The 16,694-nt window shown below is 48.8% G+C and carries 12 protein-coding genes and 1 pseudogene; 7 read left to right on the top strand and 6 right to left on the bottom strand.

Annotated elements, in window-relative coordinates; translation table 11 throughout:
• Positions 1-22 precede the first annotated feature (22 nt).
• The gene (locus PSE6802_RS0124345; protein ID WP_019502622.1) at positions 23-3,499 is read right to left on the bottom strand and encodes a DEAD/DEAH box helicase; all 3,477 of its coding nucleotides are present in this window, start codon (positions 3,497-3,499) and stop codon (positions 23-25) included.
• Positions 3,500-3,596: 97 nt separating this feature from the next.
• On the bottom strand, positions 3,597-4,610 hold the full coding sequence (locus tag PSE6802_RS0124350) for an adenylate/guanylate cyclase domain-containing protein (protein WP_019502623.1): 1,014 nt from the start codon (positions 4,608-4,610) through the stop codon (positions 3,597-3,599).
• A gap of 312 nt (positions 4,611-4,922) precedes the next feature.
• Here PSE6802_RS0124350 and PSE6802_RS0124355 point away from each other — a divergent pair, with 312 nt between their 5' ends.
• Together PSE6802_RS0124355 and PSE6802_RS0124360 are read left to right on the top strand one after the other, a co-directional pair.
• A complete protein-coding gene (locus PSE6802_RS0124355) occupies positions 4,923-5,843 on the top strand; it encodes a carbohydrate ABC transporter permease (RefSeq protein ID WP_019502624.1) in 921 nt (306 codons plus the stop codon).
• Positions 5,834-6,688, top strand: a complete 855-nt coding sequence (locus PSE6802_RS0124360) for a carbohydrate ABC transporter permease (protein WP_019502625.1) — start codon at positions 5,834-5,836, stop codon at positions 6,686-6,688. Before PSE6802_RS0124355 ends, PSE6802_RS0124360 begins: the two co-directional genes overlap by 10 nt.
• A 21-nt stretch (positions 6,689-6,709) precedes the next feature.
• On the opposite strand, the gene PSE6802_RS0124365 is transcribed toward PSE6802_RS0124360, so the two are convergent.
• The gene (locus PSE6802_RS0124365; RefSeq protein ID WP_019502626.1) at positions 6,710-7,579 is read right to left on the bottom strand and encodes an Rpn family recombination-promoting nuclease/putative transposase; all 870 of its coding nucleotides are present in this window, start codon (positions 7,577-7,579) and stop codon (positions 6,710-6,712) included.
• Between the two features lie 317 nt (positions 7,580-7,896).
• Positions 7,897-8,076, bottom strand: coding sequence for a 50S ribosomal protein L32 (gene rpmF, locus PSE6802_RS0124370; RefSeq protein WP_019502627.1), 180 nt, complete (start codon positions 8,074-8,076; stop codon positions 7,897-7,899).
• A 169-nt stretch (positions 8,077-8,245) separates the two neighbouring features.
• Here rpmF and PSE6802_RS0124375 point away from each other — a divergent pair, with 169 nt between their 5' ends.
• Together PSE6802_RS0124375 and PSE6802_RS0124380 are read left to right on the top strand one after the other, a co-directional pair.
• Entirely contained in the window at positions 8,246-9,925 is a 1,680-nt protein-coding gene (locus tag PSE6802_RS0124375) for an AAA family ATPase (protein ID WP_019502628.1), read from the top strand.
• Positions 9,926-10,079: 154 nt separating this feature from the next.
• Positions 10,080-10,694, top strand: a complete 615-nt coding sequence (locus PSE6802_RS0124380; RefSeq protein ID WP_019502629.1) for a class I SAM-dependent methyltransferase — start codon at positions 10,080-10,082, stop codon at positions 10,692-10,694.
• Between the two features lie 80 nt (positions 10,695-10,774).
• On the opposite strand, the gene PSE6802_RS0124385 is transcribed toward PSE6802_RS0124380, so the two are convergent.
• Positions 10,775-12,988, bottom strand: a complete 2,214-nt coding sequence (locus PSE6802_RS0124385; RefSeq protein ID WP_019502630.1) for a phosphoketolase family protein — start codon at positions 12,986-12,988, stop codon at positions 10,775-10,777.
• Positions 12,989-13,267: 279 nt separating this feature from the next.
• Between PSE6802_RS0124385 and PSE6802_RS0124390 the strand changes: the two genes are divergently transcribed.
• From PSE6802_RS0124390 to dxs, 3 genes and pseudogenes are all read left to right on the top strand, one after another.
• Positions 13,268-13,675, top strand: coding sequence for an allophanate hydrolase-related protein (locus PSE6802_RS0124390; RefSeq protein WP_036947000.1), 408 nt, complete (start codon positions 13,268-13,270; stop codon positions 13,673-13,675).
• A 143-nt stretch (positions 13,676-13,818) separates the two neighbouring features.
• Positions 13,819-13,936, top strand: a pseudogene (locus PSE6802_RS36015) (IS982 family transposase); the annotation flags it as partial.
• A gap of 177 nt (positions 13,937-14,113) precedes the next feature.
• Complete coding sequence (gene dxs, locus PSE6802_RS0124395; RefSeq protein ID WP_019502632.1) at positions 14,114-16,033, top strand: 1-deoxy-D-xylulose-5-phosphate synthase; 1,920 nt, start codon at positions 14,114-14,116, stop codon at positions 16,031-16,033.
• Between the two features lie 47 nt (positions 16,034-16,080).
• Here dxs and PSE6802_RS0124400 read toward each other — a convergent pair whose 3' ends face one another.
• Entirely contained in the window at positions 16,081-16,656 is a 576-nt protein-coding gene (locus tag PSE6802_RS0124400; RefSeq protein ID WP_019502633.1) for an antibiotic biosynthesis monooxygenase, read from the bottom strand.
• Positions 16,657-16,694 lie beyond the last annotated feature (38 nt).

The following is a 16,694-nucleotide window of genomic DNA, read 5'->3' on the forward strand; positions in this document are numbered from 1 at the left end:
CTGTCGCACAAATGCTAAACCCTTACAGGATGGCATCTTTGTTGAGGGCGATTAGTTTTTTGAACGTATCGTTATCTAGTTCTGTGAGCCAGGACTCGTCTGCACCGACGATCGCACCAGCCAACTTTTTCTTATCTTCAATCATCGCATCGATTCGTTCTTCTAGGGAACCAATGGTGACGAACTTGTGTACGAATACGTTTTTCTTTTGGCCGATGCGAAAGGCGCGATCGGTTGCCTGGTCTTCGACAGCGGGATTCCACCAGCGGTCGAAATGGAAGACATGATTGGCTTTGGTGAGGGTAATTCCCACTCCGCCAGCTTTGAGCGAGAGAATAAATACTGAGGGTTCAGTTTCGGGATCTTGGAATTCGGCGATCGCTCGTTCGCGTTTATCGCGACTGGTGCCGCCGTGAATGTAGTAGGTATTGTAATGGTAGACGTGCTTGAAATGCTTGGTGAGAGCATCGCCAATCTCGGTGAACTGCGAGAAAATCAGCAGGCTCTCTCCTGCTTCGATCGCTTCTTCCACCATTTCGGATAAACGACTGAGCTTATGCGATCGCTCTGGCGCGAATTCGCTGGCATCGTGGAGGAATTGCATGGGATGGTTGCAGATTTGTTTGAGTTGCAGTAATGTCGATAGAATCAAACCCTTGCGTTCGATTCCTTCTGCATCGTCTAGTTTGCCCTCAATATTCCTGACTACGGCTTCATAGAGAGAGGCTTGCTCTTTGGTGAGGTTGGTATAGATTTTTTGCTCGATTTTATCGGGTAAGTCTTTAATAATGGAGCGATCGGTTTTGACGCGGCGGAGAATAAATGGCTCGACCAGTTTTTTGAGAACTCCCGCTTGCATTTTGTCATTATTTTTCTGGATCGGTACCTCAAATGATTTCTTAAACTGCGATTCTTTCCCGAGATAACCAGGGTTGAGGAAATTAAAAATCGACCACAAATCCAATAAGCGATTCTCCACGGGCGTACCTGTGAGGGCAAGGCGATGCCTGGCTTTTAGTTTCAAAATCGCTTTTGTCTGAGCTGCTTTGGGATTCTTGATATTCTGGGCTTCGTCAATTACGACCCTGTGCCATGGAACCTCGCTAAACAGATTTTCATCCTTACGCACGAGCGTAAATGAGGTAACGATCAGATCTCGATCGAGGCAGGATGTTTTGAATGTCTCGACATCCTGGGCGCGATCGCTGCCATGATGCACGGTGACGCGCAGATGCGGCGCAAATTTTTCGACTTCCTTTTTCCAGTTACCAACTACGGATGTGGGTGCAATTAATAAGGTTGGTTTTAGCTCTGTTTTGTCGGCAACGGCGATCTCGATTTCATCTGCTTTGCTCTTACTGGTTTTGCTGGTTTTACCAGCAATCTTTGCCGCTGATTTAGTCGCAGTTGTGCGGTTGGGTTTCTTTGTAATGGGCGTTTCCTTTGCTTCTGCTCGTTCGTTTACTAATCGTGCGATGACCTGGATGGTTTTACCCAAGCCCATATCATCGGCGAGACAACCATTCAAGCCTAAATTCTCCAGATATTGCAGCCAGGATACGCCACGGCGCTGGTACTCCCGCAAAGTCCCATTGAGTTGCGGTGGATTGGGAATTGGCTCAAATCGACTCTTATCATTGAGCTGCGCTAGCATTTCTTCGAGAGTGCTGTCGCGATCGACTTCGAGATTGTCATCTGAGGCAACCAATTTCATAAACTCGGTCAAGCTCATTTCTGGCTGCACCTGCTGATGCTGTTGCCAGAATTGCAACATCTCCTGCATTTTGTCGCGATCTAGCTCCATCCACTCACCGCGAAATTTAACGAGAGGGGCTTTAGCCTTAACCAACTGTTCCCATTCTTTCGCAGATATGCTTTCGCCTCCGATCGCCAGTTCGTACTGATACTCCACTAACCGATCTAAGCTGAAATAGCTCTGCTTTCCCTTTTGACTTCCAGCACTGAAACTTTTACCAACAGCTTTGAGGCGCAGCTTAGCCCGCCTGCGTCCGGCAGGAGTCCACCAGGCAGGCACGATCACCTTATACCCTGCATCTTCTAATACCCAGGCCGACTCCTTGAGAAAGTCAAATGCCCGATCGAGATTGAGGGACATGCCTATGGGGTGCTCGGTTTCCAGACCTTGCCACAGATCGTTGTAAATGCGAGCTGCATAGCCCAAATTTAGCAGTAAATCTTGCTCGAAGTTCTTGCCAAACTGTTTTTGCAGAGCCTTCTGCTTCGCCGGAGTCATGTTCCAGTAAGTTGACAGCGGTAGCTTGAGCGCAGGATCTTGCTTAGGTGCGACTTGAAATTCCAACTGCCACGGCTCTTCTTCTTTCAGCGGAGCTTGAAGTTGGAAACAGAGATAGAAGGATGAGTCGGTTTGGGTGCGACCGATCTTCTGCTGCCAAACCTGCCACTGTTGGTAGAGTTCTAAATCGGCTGCGGTTTTGCCAGGGGAATTGAGGGCATTGGGAGCTAAGCATCGCTCGAGGAGCGATTCTGATAGCTTGCCTGCAAATGCAGCTGTGACTGGTGTATGAGTAACAAGATCGTGAAGCAGGCATTCCGAAAAATGACGTAATAGGGTTTCGCGATCGTGAAATTCCGGTTGGCTAACTGGCTGACTAAAGCCCGCTACGCAAGCAAAAGGCATGTAGTCGGTGTATTGTTGCATATCTGCCTCATACTGCTCTGAGACAATTTGCCAGCCTGCATAGATCGCGAAATTAGATGTTGCTGGCGATGCTTCTGACGTTTCTAATGTTCTTGCGGATGCTTTTGGAGATGCCTTTTTCGCTGCGGTAGCTTTGGCTGCTATGTTTTTTGCCATAGCCGACGTTTTCTGTTTTCCTTTACTGGTAGCAATCGCTAATTCCTGATATTTAAGCGCGGGAATATACTGGTCTTTCTGGATAACTTGCAGAAAAGAGCGCGTATAGTGATACCAAAATAGAAGATCTGCACCTAACTGCACCTCTGCTAGATTGTTTAAGGCAATAAAGTGCAGATCGTTCAAGAGGGCGATCGCATTAACGACGCGATCGTGGCGCAGCGACCCAGTAGCGGGGTTGGTTGTAACTTTGTAACAGTCAATTTGCCAGGATTGCAGCGCAAACGTCTCTGGAAGTTCTGTTTCCAGATATCGTGCTAATTCTAAGGATGGCAAAGCAGCGCGATCGGCTGTGGGCAAGAGAAAATATTTAGGCAAGATAGCAGTCTTATCATCTCTACGCACTGCATTGGTTAAAAGATCGTCTTTGATGGCCAGATCGTTGTACAAAAATTGCTTCAAGGCATCTGCGCGTAATGCATATGCGTGCATATCTTCTGGTACGCTGTCTGCCGCAGTTTTTTTCCTGGAGGCTCTACCTTTGGTGGCTGGGGATGCGGGTAGCTCTGCTAGCTCGGTTGATTCCACCCAAATATAGAAATTGCCCCTCTGGATAAAATCTGCTTCTGCATCCGGGATCCAGGTACCGTGAAGAATTTTCATGTGTGCCACCACAGGCGATCGAAAGTCTTTATGCTTCAGCCTATCAAAAACTTATAGCCTTGCGGAGCCTTAATTTACAAAAATAAGCTTGGGATCTCTACTTGGATCTGCCCCACGACCCAGCAAATTTCTGGACAAAGCTGAATATCCTGTTCTTGATTGGCATGTTGTTTTCCATCTTCACCACCTTAGACGGTGCATCGCCATTCATGCCGACTAACTCATAAACAACCTTGTAATGGCCGCCGTCTTTTCCGCTCAGATCCATACTATAGCTGCGATTAATCTTAGCTTTTTCCTTTACCCGATCGTACACTGCCTCTGAGATCAACAACTCGCTTCCTAGTTTTTTATTCATGTTCTCAATGCGGCTGACAAAGTTTACCGCATCGCCAAGCGGCGTTACTACTTCGGGTTTGGATGGATCTACGGAAACAAGGACGACAGAACCGTAATGTATGCCAATATTGACTTTGAGAGGACTGTAAGACAATTGCTGCAAGCGCGCGTTCAACTCTTTAACGAATTCCTGAATTTCTAAGCCAGCCCAAACGGCTCTTTCGGCGATCGCTTCATAGTTATCTATACCAAACACTGCCATTACCCAACCACCCATATAGTTGTTGGTAACGCCACCGTACTGGCTGATTACTTTATTGATGCCGTGAAAGTAGCGACTCATGATGTAAACAATATCGTAGGGAAAATTAACTTCATCAAAATTAGTCGCACCCCGAATCGCCGCAAACAAAATAGCGACCGTTTTCTCATTCCCAATGGAATCTTTGGATAGTTGTCCTTCAACGATATCGATATCATCGTTATCGAGTACCATGCGGCGAATTGCCACATCACCCGATACCTTTGTCTGACAGGCAAGCCGCACGTGCACTGGAAAGTCTAATTTTTTCGCCAGAATTTTCTCGGCACTAGTGGGGGTGCTGCAATGTTGAATACCATCCAGGATCATGATGCGACAGGTCGAACAGTAGGCATTCCCACCACAAACATGGGTATGGGGGATTTCGTTGGTAAGCAGAGCCTCCAGGATCGTCTCCGATTTCTCAACCTCGATGAATTGGTTATCTGGCAAGCAAGTAATCTGTGGCATGTTCCCCATCCTTAGTTCTAAATAGCCCCAACACTAATTACGTCATACCGGATAGCTTGGATCTGTAACCTATAGACTAAATTGCCACGACTTCTTACCCGCCTGACATAATTCAGGCAGCAGTCTTCACAAAGTGGGCAATCAACGTCCAGATCTCAAACCCTATAAAGCAAACTAAAAACACGAAAATGAGGATATTGAGGATATTTCTAAGGTTTGCCAGCATAAAAACCACTCAGTTTTGACGCAAGTTTGTACAAAAACACCATAGCAGCATTTGCCAGTGTAATGTAATGTAAAGTAGTCGACTTCATGCTGCGCAAGTTGCCTCGCAAACCTCACAAATCATCCGAAAAATTTCAGTGGACTCCCTATTTGTTCCTGTTACCAGCAATTCTCTTGTTGGTGATTACTACGTTTTTCCCGGTATTTCAGGCGATTTATCTGAGCTTTACTGACTATGATTTTGTTAGTCATCCCAGTTTTATTGGCTGGAAGAATTACACGAATTTGTGGGGCGATCGCGTATTTTGGCAAGTCTTTTACAACACGCTGATTTACCTGGTAGTTGCAGTTCCCTGCTTGGTCGTGCTGCCATTGATTATTGCAATTCTGGTGAACCAGAAACTGCGGGGCATTCAAGCTTTTCGCGTCATTTATTATTTCCCGGTAATTGTTTCTGTGGTGATTGCGGGGCTGGCCTGGAAATGGATTTATGCTGAAAATGGTTTGCTGAATTACTTTGTCTCGTTATTAGCATTCCGTCCAATTAAAATCCCCTGGCTAACCGATCCGAATCTTGCGATTTATTCGATCGCAGCGGTAGTAATTTGGCGCGGCTTAGGTTATTACATGGTGATTTATCTAGCGGGCTTGCAAGCTATTCCCCAGGATTTATACGAAGCGGCGGCAATTGATGGTTCGGACGGTTGGCGCAAGCATTGGGATATTACCGTTCCCTTGATGCGTCCCTACATTCTGTTGGTATCCGTGATTTCCGCGATCGCTGCCATGAAAATCTTTGAAGAGGTTTATATTATGGCGCGAGGCGACCATACCAATAGTACGAAAACCCTGGTTTATTACCTCTACGAAAAAGGGATTGGCAGTTTGGAAATGGGCTATGCTTCCGCGATCGGCGTAGTTTTGTTTGTTGTAGTCTTTGCGATCTCCATCGCCACGGTCAAACTCACTAATACTACTTCCAGTACAGGAGTAAAACGATGGCAGTAAATCGCAAACCAATCGGCACATTCCTACCTAAGAACCTGCTGCGGTATTTGGTATTGTTCGCGATCGCTATCCTCACAGTCGCTCCTCTACTATGGCTGGTGAGTACGGCCTTCAAGTCACCCACTGAGAATATATTTCGGTTTCCACCCCAGTTCATCCCCGCTCAACCTACATTTGAGAACTTCATCAAGGTGTGGCGCGACAACCCTTTTCACATCTATCTATTTAATAGTTTCCTAGTTTCCAGCATCACGGTTGTCCTCAATCTCCTGTTTTGCTCCCTAGCGGCTTTCCCATTGGCGCGATCCGAGTTTAAAGGGAAATCCTGGCTATTTTGGGCAATTATCGGCACCAGCATCATTCCGTTCCAAATCACAATCGTGCCGCTATATATTCTCGCAGTAAAACTCAATCTCTATAACACCTACGCGGGTTTAATCTTCCCCTATGTAGTTTCAGCATTTGGCATCTTTTTGATGCGTCAGGCATTCCTGGGAGTACCGAAGGAACTGGAAGAAGCCGCTCGCATGGATGGGTGCTCCAGTTTGGGTATCTGGTGGCATGTGATGTTACCGTCAACGCGCCCCGCCCTCACCACGCTAGCTGTATTTACCTTTGTTGCTATGTGGGGCGATTATTTATGGCCGCTCATTGTTGTCAGCGATAGCAACCCCGCCCTATTCACTTTGCCACTGGGGGTAGCAAAACTAGAAAGTGCCTTCGATCAAAACTGGCGACTGATTGCCGCAGGCGCAGTAATTTCGATTCTGCCGATCTTGATTTTCTTTCTGTTCATGCAACGCTACGTTATTCCCAGCGACACTGGTGCGGGTGTTAAAGGTTAGGTTTAATTTGGCGCGATCGCTCTATTCCTTTAGTCGTTCTACCTCTGCAACGGTCAAACCAGTTTTCTGAGCGATCGTTTCCGCATCCAGTATATCCAGTAGGGAGCTAGCAATCTCCAGCCGTTCTTCTTGCCGTCCCTCTAATCGTCCTTCTTGTCGTCCTTCTTTATAGCCAGTTTGTTGCGCCAGTAGAATCATATTGCGACTGTCATGCAAGACTCTCTGGCGTTTCTCCAAAATCTCTAATTCCTGTCTGCTCAGCCTGCTTTGCTCTGCTACAACAAACGCATGGCCGATCGCTGGAACTTCTCCCATATTTGGCGGTACCGACTCCAACTTATTCGCTGACTTCAAAAAGTAGATCCACTTATCTACTAATGTCTCCAGTCGATCTAGATCTTTCTGGAATTTTGGTAACTCTACGAACACTAGCTCGATATCATCGCTGTAGTCGGTTAGATCGTCTTTTTCCTTCAAACGATAGCGCGATATGACGCGATCGCTATCTGAAAACATCTCAAAATCAGTAATTGTCAGCGCAATTACTGGATTGAGCAAAGTGTAATCTTCACCTACATCTAGTTGAATCGAGAATGCTTTTGCTGCGTTATATAAAATTCGTTTGTCAAACCCCAGGACATTCAAGACCTGCATCTCGATGATTACTGTTTTACCATTGGTTAACGTTGCTTTTACATCCAGGAATGATTCTTTTATCCCTTCAATTTGTGGTGCTTGATATGGATCGAGAATCACCAGGTCTCGAATCATATTCTGAGCATCATACAAAATGGCATCCAGAAAACTGATTAAGATATCTTTGCTTTGCTCGGAGCCAAAGATTTTCTTAAAGGCAAAATCAGTTTTGGGGTTAATGAATACGTTTGCCATAACGCAAAATAAATTTAGCTATTAACTATAGCCATAGACAGATCTGTTAGGACAGTGGGTGTGGGGGCTGCGCCCCCACGCAGGGGAGGCAGGGCGGTCTTGGGGGTTTCCCCCTAGAGCCACTGCCGTGTTTCACCCCTGCACCCCGTCCTAAGCCTGTTGACTGTTGACTATAGCCATACTTCAACGTTAACCCAACTTATGCTCTAAGGATCGATAACCACAACAAAACAAGGGCTAGAAAGCTTTGCCCTTGTTTGTGCTGCAATAATAATTCAATACCTAGCTAAAAGTGTCAAAAGCAGTTAATAGGTGCTCTATTCTTCGTCTTCGGCATCTTCTTCAGCCATAGGATAGATAAAGCCGTCGTTTCGGCCTGTCAGGATGGATTTACCGAGGGAAATGGCTTTTTTTGCTTCTGCCGCAGCTTTACGCTTCCAGTTAGCTTTGCGGCTATCGCGCTTAGATTTTGATGTTTTCTTCTTGGGGACTGCCATGACTTTAGTTAGCTAGTTAAAATGATGAATCTACAGCCTATCTATTCTAGGGCATGTGACTGCTCCCTGCGAAAAAATTACAAAATTAGCTATTAGCTATCAGCGGTCAGCTTTTAGCTGGGAATTTTACAATTCAGATAGGATTGCTTGTCTAAATTGGTACTAAAACATGGTTAATAATCTGCATCCGTCCAGTCTCAGTGAGGAATTTGGGAAAAGTGAGGTAAGTAAGGCGCTGGTAGCTGAAATCGACCTCATGATTCGCGCTCGCTATCCCATCCTCTATATTGTGGCGGTGGAGGAGGAACCTGTAGATCGGATCCTGGAGCTAGTGGCAACCCAGGGCTTGCAAAGACGACGGGTTTTGTTCTGGGATATCGTGCGCGGCTGGAGTGACAGCGGTGCGGACAAAGGCTCGGTAATGGGTGCCCTGCTACGGGTGGGGAAAAACCTCGCGTCCGGGACTTCCCCTCATCCTAATTCTGCCAATGCCAACAGTGATGACCAGGACAATGCTATTTTTGTCCTGCGGGATCTGCACCCGATTCTCAAAAACCCGACCGTACCTACCAATGTGCCGGTTATCCGCGAACTCAAAAATCTCGCTCGCGAGTTAAAACGCAGTCGCCGCACCCTCATAATTACTAGCTACACTCTGGAAATACCGCCGGAGATGACAGAAGAAATCACTGCGATCGAGTTTCCTTTACCGGACGTGCAGGAAATTAACTACCTGGTGCGCCAATCGATCGCGCCCGATAAGTTAAAAATAACTGGCTTAGCTTGGGAGCAGTTAGTCAAAGCCTGTCAGGGTTTGAGCCGATCGCGCATCCAGCGAGTACTGGCGCGGGCATTAGCCGACAAGCAATGCGTAAACGAGACCGACATCGAAAGCGTTCTGGCAGAAAAGCAGCAGGCAATTCGCCAAACGGGGATTCTGGAATTTTTTACAGTTAAAGAATCTCTAAAAAGTGTGGGAGGTCTGGAAAACTTGAAACAATGGGTGCGGATGCGCCGCGACGCATTTACCGAAGAAGCCAGAAGCTACGGCATTCCCAACCCTAAAGGTGTCTTGCTAGTTGGCATCCAGGGTACGGGTAAGTCCCTGTCTGCTAAGACGATCGCCCATGAATGGCGTTTGCCCCTGTTACGTCTGGATACGGGACGCTTATTTGGCGGCATTGTCGGCGAGAGCGAAAGCCGCGTCAGACAAATGATTCAACTGACAGAAGCCGTCGCGCCCTGCGTGTTATGGATCGATGAAATTGATAAGGCATTTGGCAATATTTATGCTGGTGGGGGCGATGGAGACTCCGGCACCAGCCGCCGCGTATTTGGGTCGTTAATCACCTGGATGCAGGAAAAGACCAGTCCGGTGTTTATCGTGGCGACGGCAAATAATGTCCGGATTTTGCCAGCGGAGCTACTGCGTAAGGGGCGCTTCGACGAGATCTTTTTCCTGAACCTCCCCACCGAGGCGGAACGGCAGGATATTTTTAGGGTGCATCTGCAAAAATTACGCCCCAGCCGCATCCGCGAATTCGACCTGTCTTTATTAGCCAAACAAACTAGAAATTTCAGCGGTGCGGAAATCGAGCAGGTAATTATCGACGGCATCCACCATGCCTTTGGGCGCGGCAGCATTGGCGATCGCCAGGACTTCACCACCGAAGATGTAATTACGGCAATTCAGGAGACGGTACCGCTCGCGGCGATCGCCCGCGACCAGATCGAAGCACTGAAGCAATGGGCATCGGAGGCAGGTGCGAGAACCGCATCTAACGACGAGCAGTTATTAAAAGAGCTACGGCGCTTTACAGCTCAACGCGATATCGATTTTGATGAGTAAAGAGACTCTATTAACTAATGATGCGTCCACCATCGCTGAGATGCTTTGGCTTCTTGCAAGGCAAAAAATGTTCGTTTAGCATTGGTGTCAAACAATCGGTTACACTGAAGCACGGGCAATCAGTTTTTTTACCTTCCGGCAAAGAGTGCTAATTATGTCTACCAACGAGCGACACGAATTCCCACGCTGGGAGGAACTCTACCAAGAAGCTCAGATCGAATCCATGCCCTGGTTCAACCCCGAGCTGGATGAAGATCTCAGAATAGCACTGGACGAACTTGGTCTGAAGGATGGGAGCGCGCTCGACCTCGGCACTGGCCCTGGTACTCAGGCTATAGAACTGGCGCGTCGGGGATTCAGCATGACAGCTACGGATCTCTCGGCGGCGGCGATCGCTCGAGCGCAGCAAAGGGTAGGGCAAGATGGACTGAAGATCGATTGGAAGCAGGATGATATCCTCGACACTTGCCTCGATCGCCAGTTCGACTTCATTTTCGATCGCGGCTGCTTTCACGTCCTCCCCCCTGAACGCAGGCAGGATTATGTCAGGACAGTTGGCGAGCTATTGAAAATGGGTAGTTACCTGTTCTTGAAATGCTTTAGCCGCTTGCAGTCAGGCGAGCAAGGGCCTTATCGCTTCACCCCAGAACAGATTCGGGAGATATTCGGAAGCCAACTGAAAGTTATCTCGATTAAAGAAACCGTTTATCAAGGTACATTGAAACCACTCCCCCAAGCACTGTTCTGCGTTATGCAGCGGGAGATGTAATACCAAATCCTGTTTAGTTACCCTTTTTTACTTGAAGTCCGCCTGCGCGGACTTTGTTTGCATAGCCGCGACTTTCAGTTTTAGCCAAGCAAGGCCACTGCCCTACTCGCCAATGCATCCGCCGTCAAACCGTTAAACTCCATTAACTGTGCTGCCGTCGCCGTGGTTTCGCCGCGCTTCCAGGCAAACGTATCGCGCTTGGCGTTGCTGCGCAGCATAATCGGTTCGAGCGGTGCGCTCGCACCACCCGTAACACCAATTAAGACATCGCCTCCAAACATTTGCTCGAAGCCTGCATCATCCAGGAAACCGCCATCAGGCACCGCGCAGGTATCCCACGCGACATCGTGAGGGCGATAGAGACGACGGGGACTGATCGCAGAAACAATTTTGGAACCAATGCCCTTTGCTTGTAGCTGTTCTGCTGCCGCATATACGGGCAGCAGGGTCATATCGCCAATGACAGCGAAGACGACGGTTTTATTGCCAGGAATTTCTTGCAAAGCGATCGCGCCATCTTGCAAACCTTTACGAGTTTGCTCGAATGTAGTGCGAATTGGTAGGGGTGATTTACTTGCGGTAATAACTACGCCCTTATTGTAGGTGCCGAGCGCCCATTCGTAACACGCTTGAATGCCATTGGCATCCGGTGGAAACAGAGGGAAAACGTTGCCGTTCCGCATCATGGCAGCAAAGTAGGCTTCGACTTCCGGGCGTTGGTGCGTCCATCCATTGCGCCCCTGCTCCAAAGCCCCCGCTGTAAACAGACAGATTGTGGAAGGGGTAGGGCGGCGCAATTCTGCCATCGCCTGCGTCACGGTTTGCCAGATCGGCAAGCCATTAATCGCAAAGGATTCGTAGGAGCACCAGAGCGTACGGCTGCCCAGCAGCGATAGGCCTGCGGCCAGACCCGCACAGGCATCTTCGCTCAGCGGTTCGTAGACTTGTCCGTTTGGAGCCTGATTGTATAAGTCGTCAGTGGTGGGATGAACGATTTTGAGCGCCTGGTTGATGTTGGCAATGCCCGAAGCTTCGTTCCCATCAGCATTGGTGACGATAAATCCCGGATCTAACTGTCCCACCTTCCCAACAATAATTCCCATTGCGGTGGTAGAAACCTTGGCATCACCGCCAATTGGGAATTCCTCTAAAGGCAATCCATTAATCTCTGGGAGCGACAATATCGATTCGGTCACCGCTACTTTAGCAGCGGGGCCGCCGCCAGCGCGGACAAAATTTTCGCGCACTAGCTGCCATGCTTCTGGCGCGATCGCGATCGATTTCAACCCAGCTACGATATCGGCATTGTCGAGCGTATGGTGGGCGTAGAGATTGTGGGATTTTGCTCCCCGCGCGTGCACGCCAGCACCTTTGAGTTGTTTGATGATGAATACGGTCAGTTTGCCTGACATGGCGGACTTGTCGGCGCGATCGCAACCTGCCAATACCGCTTCCGTAAATGCCAATCTCTGTTCGAGCGAGAACATCGTGCTATCGACATATGCACCCGGTTGGTCGCGATCGTCGAAATCCTTGGCATCCACCAGAATGACTTCCTCAAAACCGTTACCCTGCCAGTAACTAATCATCTCCGCGTTAGTTTTGGTGGAAACCATGCTGTGGTGTTCTTGACTAAACCCATTCCAAACCAGAACGGGTAAGAAATTTGTCACTTCCGGATAGGCAACGTGAAAGTGCTGCATCGCACTCATCGGATATGGTTCGCCCATACCGCCATCGCCCATGGTGAAGGGGAATAGCTTATCGCGGTGCAAGCGCGCCCCAGCCATAGCAAAGTGCTGTCCCTGACCCAACGGCCCCGCCGGTGCCAGGATGCCTGGGATAAAGCCGGAGAGGTGCCCTAGCAGACCGTGCTTTTCTCGAAATCTCGCCCGCAGATCCAAGACGGTGTGGATGCCCATATCTTCCAGCGATCGATCCACGAACATGGCGCTGTAAAAGCCAGGGGCATGATGGCCGACCTCAGTGGGGATATTTTTGTGCCCCAAGAGAAATAAAGAAACATAGGCTTCGACCGAGCTAGCAAACCCGCCAGGGTGACCGGATGCCTTACTACCAGTAATTTGTAAAGCCAGGTAGCGCAGCGCGTCAGCGGCAAGTAAGGTTTGGAAGACAGCAGCAGGATCGTGGGGATCGGCGATCGCGCCAGTAGCGGAGTTAACGGCAGGGGATTTACCCAGAGTCTCGAACCCAGGCAGAGTCTCGCCAAAATATTGAATACCTTCGCAAAAAGCGGGGGTGGTAAGTATAGATTCTGCTGGGGTTGCAACCATAATGATTAAGACCTATCGATAGTTGTATGGAATGGGCTGGCTTTGCCAATTTCAAGCCTACATTATTAACGTGCAGGTATCCTGCGGACATTTAGTTAATCCGCAAGAAATAGCCAGGCGCTTTTGCGCCAGTTACAGCCGATCTCACCCTAAATTTACTATGCTTTTACGCAATCTGAGGTAACTAATGTCCTATGGATACGATAGACTAAAAAACTTTTGTTTTTTTATCTGAGCTGCAAGGGCAAAGAACTGTTGAATAAATTAGACGAAATTCCTATGACTTTTTCCGAATCGGTCGATCTAGCAGTAAATGGGACATTGATGCGCGGACTGGAGTTGAATCCTAATCTGCTGAATGTGGGAGCAACCTTTGTCCGGGAGACGACGACGGCTCCAATCTATCGGCTGTGGTCGATTGGCGATCGCCACCCCGCCATGCTGCGCGTGACAACAGGAGGAAGAGCGATCGCTCTGGAGATCTGGTCGGTTCCAGTTACGGGAGTTTGTCAGATTTTGCAACAAGAGCCTCCAGGTTTAAGCATTGGCAAAGTAATTTTGGCTGATGATGCTGTTGTGTTGGGCGTGTTAGGCGAGCCGTTCCTCTGCGAGCATCAACTAGAAATTACGGAATGGGGCGGCTGGAGAGTATACACGCAGGCGATCGCTTTACCCCAAGATATTTGAATGACTCACTATACTTAAGACTGGAGAAGCTTTTCTGCTCATACCAAATCCGGTATTGCTATCCCCTTTAAGAAGATATCAATTACACGACTTGGAAGGTTAGCACTCAGTTACAGGTCTGAAACCCAGTATCCTCGTTGAAAAGGCTAAGCAGTCCCGTCAATTGCTTGGTCAATTATCGTTTGCGGATTGATTGCCTACTGCCGCCAACCCAAGAAGCCTGCGATTGCCATCGATCGCAATTTGCTACCTTCGGCTTAACCCGAACTCACGTAGCGTACTAGCTAATCCCAATCTGTTAGCTGCTATTTTTGTGCTGTTTATGTAGCTTATACGACAATATTAAATTTGTCGCTACGTTTGCCCAAGTATTTGTCTTCAGCAGTGTAATTTGTTTGTAGACTAGATCATTATTATTTTCTTTTTAAGATTAGCCTTATGCGCCTGAGTGAAATTGTCCATCCCAACCAGTTGCACGGTTTATCAATACAACAGCTAGAGTCGATCGCAACGGAAATCCGAGAAAAGCATTTGCAGACGATCGCAGCGACAGGCGGTCATTTGGGGCCAGGACTCGGCGTAGTAGAGCTAACCCTTGGCTTGTACCAAACTCTGGACTTAGATCGCGACAAAGTGATATGGGATGTGGGTCACCAGGCATACCCCCACAAGATGCTGACGGGGCGCTACAAGAACTTTCACACTCTGCGACAAAAGAATGGTGTGGCGGGGTATCTCAAGCGTTGCGAGAATAAGTTCGATCATTTTGGGGCGGGGCATGCTTCTACCAGCATCTCGGCAGCTCTGGGTATGGCGATCGCCCGCGATGCTAAAGGCGAGAATTTCAAATCGGTAGCCGTGATCGGTGACGGTGCCCTGACTGGTGGTATGGCCCTAGAAGCAATTAACCATGCCGGACACTTGCCCAAGACCAACCTTTTGGTGGTGCTCAACGACAACGAAATGTCGATTTCCCCCAATGTCGGTGCTATCCCCCGCTACCTCAACCGGATGCGCCTCAGCCCGCCCCTAAAATTCATCACTAACAACATTGAAGATCAAATCCGCAACTTGCCCTTTGTAGGCGGTTCGATCGCTCCTGAGATCGATCGTATCAAGGACAATATTAAAATTCTGACCATGGTGCAGAATAAGGTGGGTGCAGTATTTGAGGAACTGGGCTTCACCTATATCGGTCCGATTGACGGGCACAACCTGCGCGATCTAATTGAAACGTTTAATATGGCGCATAGCCTTCAGGGTCCAGTAATGGTACACGTCGCTACCACCAAGGGCAAAGGCTACAGCTATGCGGAAGAAGACAAAGTTGCTTATCATGCCCAAAATTCCTTTAACCTGGCAACGGGTAAGTCAGATGCCCCCAGCAAACCCAAGCCACCCAGCTACTCTAAGGTATTTGCCGATACTCTGATTGCTCTGGCAGAAAAAGATAAGCGCATTATCGGCATCACTGCTGCCATGGCAACGGGTACGGGTTTGGATAAACTGCAAGCCAAATTACCCGACCAGTACATTGATGTAGGTATTGCCGAGCAACATGCCATTACGCTCGCGGCTGGTTTAGCCTGTGAAGGTATGCTTCCCGTAGCGGCGATCTACTCCACCTTCTTGCAGCGTGCCTTCGACCAGATTATCCATGACGTGTGCATTCAAAACCTACATGTCTTTTTCTGCATGGATCGGGCTGGGATCGTCGGTGCAGATGGCCCCACCCACCAGGGTATGTACGACATCGCCTATCTGCGTTGCATCCCCAATATGGTGCTGATGGCTCCTAAAGACGAAGCGGAAATGCAGCAGATGATGGTGACTGGCATTCAACATAATGGGCCGATCGCCATGCGCTATCCCCGTGGTAATGGCTACGGCGTTCCTATGCAGTCGGGCGGTTGGGAAGCTTTACCAATTGGTAAAGCGGAAGTACTGCGCCAGGGTAATGATGTTCTGCTGGTGGCATACGGTTCGATGGTTTACCCTGCCATGCAGGTGGCAGAAATCCTGATGGAGCACGGCGTACAGGCGACGGTTGTAAATGCCAGATTTGCGAAACCTCTGGATATCGAGACGATCGCACCTCTAGCCCGCCGGATCGGTAAAGTCTTCACGCTCGAAGAAGGCTGCACGATGGGTGGCTTTGGCAGCGCCGTGATGGAAGCTTTAATGGATGAGGGAATTGTCGTACCAGTGGATCGTATTGGCGTACCGGACATTCTGGTCGATCATGCTTCGCCCAACGAATCCTTTGCCGACCTGGGGCTGACCAGCGGACAGATCGGCGATCGCATCCTCAAGAAACTAAACGCGATCGGCGATCGGCAAGCGATTGCAAGTAGCTAAAACCTGGTAGGGTGGGCAATGCCCACCCTACCGTCTTTTTGGGAAAATCACGATCGAGTTTTGGGATAAAGCCAGCCTGCAAATAGCTTTGTCATGTATGGCATTGCGATATAGGTCATGATGGCAACCATCAGTAGTGTCACCACAAGCTTCCGCAAAAATATTGGGAGGGGGTTAATTAGGGGCAAAACCAGCATGTCGATCGAATTGATCAGAACGTAAATAGCGATCCCAGACACTACCATCATTTTGTAGCGAGGAGGAGCTGGCAGTCCAGGCTGTTGAGGCAGGGTGAACCAAGTTTCTAAGCCGGTGAGAATCGCAATCTGACCCGCACCCTCTGTGAACTGATGGGCACGCCTTAACAATTTTTGGCGAATCGGAGAAATTTCCCATTGTTTGAGATGGCTAATTCGAGCGAACTTGAATACAACTCGATATTCGGGATGTTTGGGATCGATAGGGCGAAATACGTTCACCCCCAAGTGACCTTCAAAGGCTTTGGCAGCTTCAATCAGGTCGCGCAATGCAGCTTCAAATGCGCCTTCACAGCCCGGCTTTACCCGTTGCAAAACATCAACTGTTGCGGGAGGATCTGAACTTGAGTTTTCGAGAATGTTCATGGCAAGACTAGGGTTTACTGGGTTGGCTACCTCAACAA

This window comes from Pseudanabaena sp. PCC 6802 (genome assembly GCF_000332175.1).
Taxonomy (GTDB): domain Bacteria; phylum Cyanobacteriota; class Cyanobacteriia; order Pseudanabaenales; family Pseudanabaenaceae; genus PCC-6802.

Coding starts and splice junctions, on each gene's coding strand:
- PSE6802_RS0124360 (WP_019502625.1), top strand. CDS start 5,834: ATGGCAGTAAATCGCAAACCAATCGGCACATTCCTACCTAAGAACCTG.
- PSE6802_RS0124385 (WP_019502630.1), bottom strand. CDS start 12,988: ATGGTTGCAACCCCAGCAGAATCTATACTTACCACCCCCGCTTTTTGC.
- PSE6802_RS0124375 (WP_019502628.1), top strand. CDS start 8,246: ATGGTTAATAATCTGCATCCGTCCAGTCTCAGTGAGGAATTTGGGAAA.
- PSE6802_RS0124350 (WP_019502623.1), bottom strand. CDS start 4,610: ATGCCACAGATTACTTGCTTGCCAGATAACCAATTCATCGAGGTTGAG.
- dxs (WP_019502632.1), top strand. CDS start 14,114: ATGCGCCTGAGTGAAATTGTCCATCCCAACCAGTTGCACGGTTTATCA.
- PSE6802_RS0124390 (WP_036947000.1), top strand. CDS start 13,268: ATGACTTTTTCCGAATCGGTCGATCTAGCAGTAAATGGGACATTGATG.
- PSE6802_RS0124400 (WP_019502633.1), bottom strand. CDS start 16,656: ATGAACATTCTCGAAAACTCAAGTTCAGATCCTCCCGCAACAGTTGAT.
- PSE6802_RS0124345 (WP_019502622.1), bottom strand. CDS start 3,499: ATGAAAATTCTTCACGGTACCTGGATCCCGGATGCAGAAGCAGATTTT.
- PSE6802_RS0124355 (WP_019502624.1), top strand. CDS start 4,923: ATGCTGCGCAAGTTGCCTCGCAAACCTCACAAATCATCCGAAAAATTT.
- PSE6802_RS0124380 (WP_019502629.1), top strand. CDS start 10,080: ATGTCTACCAACGAGCGACACGAATTCCCACGCTGGGAGGAACTCTAC.
- rpmF (WP_019502627.1), bottom strand. CDS start 8,076: ATGGCAGTCCCCAAGAAGAAAACATCAAAATCTAAGCGCGATAGCCGC.
- PSE6802_RS0124365 (WP_019502626.1), bottom strand. CDS start 7,579: ATGGCAAACGTATTCATTAACCCCAAAACTGATTTTGCCTTTAAGAAA.